The sequence below is a fragment of the Sphingomonas sp. genome, from assembly GCF_040398505.1.
GTDB lineage: Bacteria > Pseudomonadota > Alphaproteobacteria > Sphingomonadales > Sphingomonadaceae > Sphingomonas.
In genome coordinates this window covers 1-5,761 of sequence record NZ_JBBATX010000142.1, presented here as the reverse complement: position 1 = coordinate 5,761, position 5,761 = coordinate 1, and the positions used below count along the sequence as shown (strand labels likewise).

The 5,761-nt window shown below is 64.3% G+C and carries 4 protein-coding genes; 3 read left to right on the top strand and 1 reads right to left on the bottom strand.

Features of this window, described 5'->3' with window-relative positions:
• Positions 1-207: 207 nt before the first annotated feature.
• Complete coding sequence (locus ABWP09_RS13215; protein WP_353205591.1) at positions 208-873, bottom strand: prolyl hydroxylase family protein; 666 nt, start codon at positions 871-873, stop codon at positions 208-210.
• Between the two features lie 140 nt (positions 874-1,013).
• Between ABWP09_RS13215 and ABWP09_RS13210 the strand changes: the two genes are divergently transcribed.
• From ABWP09_RS13210 to ABWP09_RS13200, 3 genes are read left to right on the top strand one after another with little or no spacing between them, the layout of a single operon-like run.
• A complete protein-coding gene (locus ABWP09_RS13210; protein ID WP_353205590.1) occupies positions 1,014-1,880 on the top strand; it encodes a type II secretion system protein N in 867 nt (288 codons plus the stop codon).
• Positions 1,877-4,102 carry a type II secretion system secretin GspD gene (gene gspD, locus ABWP09_RS13205; RefSeq protein ID WP_353205589.1) on the top strand — a complete coding sequence of 742 codons (2,226 nt, stop codon included), beginning with the start codon at positions 1,877-1,879 and terminating at the stop codon, positions 4,100-4,102. Before ABWP09_RS13210 ends, gspD begins: the two co-directional genes overlap by 4 nt.
• The gene (locus tag ABWP09_RS13200; RefSeq protein WP_353205588.1) at positions 4,103-5,758 is read left to right on the top strand and encodes a GspE/PulE family protein; all 1,656 of its coding nucleotides are present in this window, start codon (positions 4,103-4,105) and stop codon (positions 5,756-5,758) included.
• The last annotated feature ends 3 nt before the right edge of the window (positions 5,759-5,761 follow it).

The following is a 5,761-nucleotide window of genomic DNA, read 5'->3' as shown; positions in this document are numbered from 1 at the left end:
TCGAATTGGTCATGTTCCCTGTCTCCAGCTCGCTGAACCGCCTGGCTGGCGGTTTTGATCAGACGATGCAGTCGCGAGTCGGCTCGCCCCCTCGCATCCTCATCAAGTGTCGATCTAGAAAGGGGATGTGACGCGTTAAGTGTATTTTCGTGACATTAAAGTATCACTTTGATGACGAAAATAAGTCGTGTCCCGGACGCCGCTCGGTCAGGCTGCCCAGCCCCACGGGCGTTCGCGAAACCATTTCGTTATCACGTATTTCGTTCCAGCGCGGACCTTCATGCCGTGGTGCATCGTCGCGGGATTGAGGCTGCCGTCGAGGCGGCGGTTGTTCCATGCGAGCAATTTGCCCGTCTCGGGCTGGACGATCTTGTCGATCGCCTTGAAGCGGGTCGCGCCACCCGCCTCGGGTGTGTTGAGATAGATCATCACGGTCCAGGTCCGGTTGCCGGCGAACCCGCAAAACTTTTCGAAATCCTGCCCCATCGGCTCGAAATAATCGGTGTGCTGCTTGAATTCCTGGCCGACCGCGTAGCGTTGCCCCTGAATCGGCTCGCCATGCACCGGATCGAGCCCGGTAAAGGCCGAAATCCTCTCGTTCAGCGTGATCGTCAACGGGTCATCGGGGGCAAGGTCGCCGGTTTCGCTGGTGCGATAATTTGGGTCGCCGTTGAAATCCGATACCGTTGATGGCCGCCTGGTCGCATCGACCGCAGCGCAGACCGCTGCGCAGGTTGCGGCGTCGAGAAAGTTGCGTCGGACGAACAAGGTCAGCTTCGGGCTCGGCACGCGTTGCACGCCCGGTTGCGCCATGATGTGCGCGACCACCGCTTCAGACGGGTGACCCGAGCCGAGATTGAGCGAGTGCGTCATCGCCGCCTCTCTGCCAAAGTCATCGGAGATTTTCCAGCCGCTTGCTCGACCGTCCGGTATATGTCGAACGGCTTCACACGAATGACGCAGGACTGTAACACTCCCCGCCTAGCAGGGTCACGATCGGGGATGAGTGCCGCATGCGGTTGGTTTTGGATGCGCGGGCGCGAGCCTTTTTGCGACGCGTACCCGTCACAAAAGTCTATACCGGCGTCGAGCTGTTGCTGATCGCGCTGCTCGCGGTGCAGTGCGCGCGCCTCGTCTGGGTCGTGGTGACGCCGGTTGGTCCGGTCGGCATCTGGCGGCCCGAGCAGGGCAGCATTGCCGGGTCGCCGCAGGCGATTTTGCGCGGTTTCGATCCATTCTTTCTGATCAGCGGCGGGGATGCGGCGGGGCCGAGCGTGGTGACCACGCTCCAACTCACGCTGTTCGGCACGCGCCTCGATGAGGCGCAAGGCGGCGGCTCGGCGATCATTGCAGGGCCCGATGGCGTCCAGCAAAGCATCGGCGTGGGTCAGGAGATCATGCCCGGCGTGCGGTTGAAAGCGGTCGCGTTCGACCATGTGACGATCGATCGCGGCGGTGCTTCCGAGGACTTGTTCCTCGTTCAGCCCGATCAGGCCCCCGCCGCCGCGCCTGCACCCAATGGCCCGCCGTTGATCGGTGGCAGCGGTGCCGCGCCGCCGGGTGGCGCTCCGCCATCCGGCCCGCTCGGCGCGCAAGCCGTCACCTTCGCGCAGCTCAAAGCCGATGTCGGGTTTATCCCGCGGATCGACAATGGCCGCGTCAACGGCCTGACGGTCCGGTCGCAAGGCGCCGGTGCGGGCTTCCGCGCGGTGGGCCTGCGCGACGGCGATGTCGTCACGCAAATCGGCGGGCGACCGGTCAGCGGGCAAGCCGATATCGAGCGGATCGGCGCACAATATGCCAAAGGCGGTACGCTCTCGATCACGGTCGAGCGCGCCGGCAACACCCTTCCACTTGCCATTACGATTGCGGGGCCATGAAGAAACTGATCCCAAGAATTTTCTGCGCCCCCTTGCTGGCCCTGACCTGCGTCGGCACCGCGCTTGCACAAACCTCGATGAATGTCCGCGATGCCGATATTCGTGCGTTCATCGCCGATGCCGCGCGCGTGACCGGGCGGACCTTCATCATCGATGCGCGCGTGAGCGGCAAAGTGACCGTCGTGACCGATCATCCGGTTTCGAAATCCGAATATTTCGAGATCTTCCTGTCGACGTTGCGCTCCAACGGGCTGATCGCCGTGCCGACCGGCAACGGCGCTTTTCGCATCCAGCCGACCGACAGTGCCGCGTCGCAACCGAGCCGCGTCGGTGCGCGCGGGGCCGCGTCAAACAGCTTCGTCACCGAAGTCGTGCGCTTGCGCTCGATCGAGGCCTCGACGGCGGTCGATACCGTGCGCGGGCTGGTTTCGCCGCAAGGCTCGGTCACCGCGAACCGCGGCGGCAACAGCCTCGTGATTGTCGATTTCGCCGACAATATTCGTCGCGTCCGCGAAGTGCTGCGCCGGATCGACGCAGACACGTCTGCGACGCGCGTCGTCGCGCTCAAAAATGCAGGCGCGCGCGAAATCGCGACCGCGCTCCAGGCGCTGACCGGGCAGGTCGGTGGCGGCGGGGCAGGGGGTGCGGGCACCCCCGCAAGCGTCAGCATCGTCGCGATCGCGAGTTCGAATTCGGTCGCGATTCGCGGCGATGCCAATTCGGTCGAGCGCCTCACCGCTGTCGCCGAGGATCTTGACCGGCGCGCGAAGAACGGGACCGAGATCAAGGTTATCTTTCTCGAAAACGCCGATGCCGAGCAGCTCTTGCCCGTGCTCCAGCAACTCGTTGGGCAAACCCCGTCGCCGATCACCAATCAGCAGCTATCGGCCTCCAATTTCGGCGGCAACGGCAATCGGCAAGGCGGCGGCGGTGGATTTCAGCCAAGTTCGCGCTCCGCCAACACCCCGGCCGTTCAGCAAGATGTTGGCGGCGGTGGTGGCGGGCAACAGGGGCAGGCGGCGATCACGGCGGGCGGTCGCTCGGCCTCGGTCGTCACGCGCTTCGTCGGCGCCAACGCGATCGTCATCGCTGCCCCGGCCGAAGTGCAGCGGCAGCTCGCCGATGTCGTGCGGCAGCTCGATACACGGCGCGAACAGGTGCTGGTCGAGGCGATCGTTGCCGAAGTGTCGGATCAGACCGCGAGCCAGCTCGGCGCGCAATTCGCCATCGCCAATATCAAGGGTGGGGTATTTGCCGCCTCGAGTTTCAAGAACACTGCGCCGAGCCTGCTGACGATTGCGGGGGCGATCGGCGCGCGCCAGCTCAGCACCACGACCACTACGATCAACGGTAGCACTGTCACGACCAGCACGAACAGCGCGGCCAGCGATTCGCTGCAGCAATCGGCACTGCAATCGATCCTCGGCGCAAGCGGTGGCTTTGGCGGCTGGGCGGGGAAGATCGGTGACACGGTGTTCGGATCGATCATCAACGCGGTGAAAAGCGACACGACCTCGAATCTGTTGCAGGTCCCGCATCTCGTGATGCTCGACAATCAGGAAGCGCACAGCCTGGTCGGGCAGGAAATCCCGATTACCACGGGGCAAGCGCTCTCGACCAATTTCGACAATGCCTTCCGCACGACGCAGCGCGAGAATGTCGGGATCGAGCTGACCGTGCGCCCGCAAGTCAATTCGAGCGGGACGGTGAAGCTCAATCTGCGGCTTGAGGTCAGCTCGATCGCCGGGCCGGTGTCGAGCGACAATAGCGATCTGATCCTCAACAAGCGCGAAGTCGAAACCGTCCGCACCGTCGACGATGGCGACATTGCGGTGATCAGCGGCCTGCTTGACGATAATGAGCGGCGCACGATCGAGAAAATCCCGCTGCTCGGCGATATTCCGGGGCTGGGTAATCTGTTCCGCTCGAAGGCGAAGTCGCGGACCAAGACCAATTTGATGATTTTCATTCGCCCGACGATCCTGCGCAGCGCCGACGACAGCCGCAAGCTGACCGAGCAGCGCTACGGCTATCTGCGGCTGCAACAGGGCCTTGCCACGCCCAACGAGGAACCGTCGATCGACCAGCTCGTGCGCGACTATCTTGGTGCCACCCCGCCAATCCCGAGCGCGCCCGTTCCGGGCAATATCGAGGACCCGCGTATTTCGGTGCCGATCCAGCGGAGCTCAAGCAGCGTGATCAAGACAAAGCGGAGTCAGTAGATGAAAATCGAGACTGGCGCTGCGACTGCTTCTCTCCCCTCCCGCTTGCGGGAGGGGTTGGGGGAGGGCAGTGCAACAAGCACGATCGCACTTGGAGATTCCCCTCCCCCGACCCCTCCCGCAAGCGGGAGAGGAGAAGATATCCCCAACATCACCATCCCCTACGCCTTTGCCCGCCGCTTCGGTGTCGTGCTCGATCCCGGCAGCGGCTCGCACTTTGCGGTCGCGATGCGCGAAGGGTCTGACCCGAAAGTGCTGCTCGAACTGCGCCGCCACCTCGCGCGTCCGTTCGACGTTGGGTTTGTCTCGGCAAGCGAGTTCGACCGGTTGCTGTCCGAGGCCTATGCGATGGATGGTCAAGCTGCCGCGATGGCAGCGGGCACGCTTGGTCTGGGCGATGAGCTCGACATGCTTGCCGACCATCTGCCGACCGCCGACGATCTGCTCGACACCGCCGATGATGCGCCCGCGATCCGGCTGATCAACGGTATCATCGCCGATGCCGCGCGCAACGGCGTGTCGGACATCCATATCGAGCCATACGAAACCGGGCTTGTCGTGCGGATGCGGATCGATGGCGTGCTGCGCGAGACGCTGCGCATGCCGCCGCACGTCGCGCCGGTGGTGGTCAGCCGCGTCAAGGTGATGGCGCGGCTCGATATTGCCGAGCGGCGCGTGCCGCAGGACGGGCGCATCGGCCTGACGCTGGGTGGCAAGCTGCTCGACGTGCGCGTGTCGACTCTCCCCAGTCGGGCCGGCGAGCGCGTCGTGCTCCGCATCCTCGACAAGGAAAATGCCGGGATTACGCTCGACGTGCTTGGCATGACGGCGGCGATCAACCAGTTGCTGAAAGAGGCGATTACTGAGCCCAACGGCATCATCCTCGTCACCGGGCCGACCGGATCGGGCAAGACCACGACACTCTATGCCGCGATGCGGCTGCTCAACGATGGCAGTCGCAATATCCTGACGGTCGAGGATCCGGTCGAATATGCGATGGAGGGGATCGGCCAGACCCAGGTCAATCCCAAGGTCGGCCTGACCTTTGCCGCGGGCTTGCGGGCGATCCTGCGGCAGGATCCCGATGTCGTGATGGTCGGCGAAATTCGCGACCGCGAGACGGCTGAGATCGCGGTACAGGCGTCGCTGACCGGGCATTTGGTGCTTTCAACCGTCCACACCAACGACGCGGTCGGCGCGATCACGCGGATGCGCGACATGAAGGTCGAGCCGTTCCTGCTGGCGTCCACGCTGCGCGCGGTCATCGCGCAGCGGCTGGTGCGGCGGTTGTGTGAGAATTGCCGCAAGCCGGTGCAGGCCGAGGGCTCGGTTTCCGCGTTGCTCGGGTTCGATGCGGGGACGATCGTCTATGAAGCGGTCGGTTGCGAGCTTTGCCAGGGAACCGGCTTCAAGGGCCGCGTCGGCGTCTATGAAGCGATCCGCATCGACGAAACCGTCCGCCGCATGATCAACGATGGCGGCGACGAGGCGTTGATCGCGCGCCACGCCTTCCTCCATGCGCCGACGCTGGGATCGGCCGCGCGCCAGCTCGTCCGCGATGGCGTGACCACGCCCGAGGAAGCGGTCCGCGTCTCGCGCCGCGACATGGCCGATGCCGAGGCACCGCTGGTGGTGCCGGAGGTGGCCGATGGGTGATCG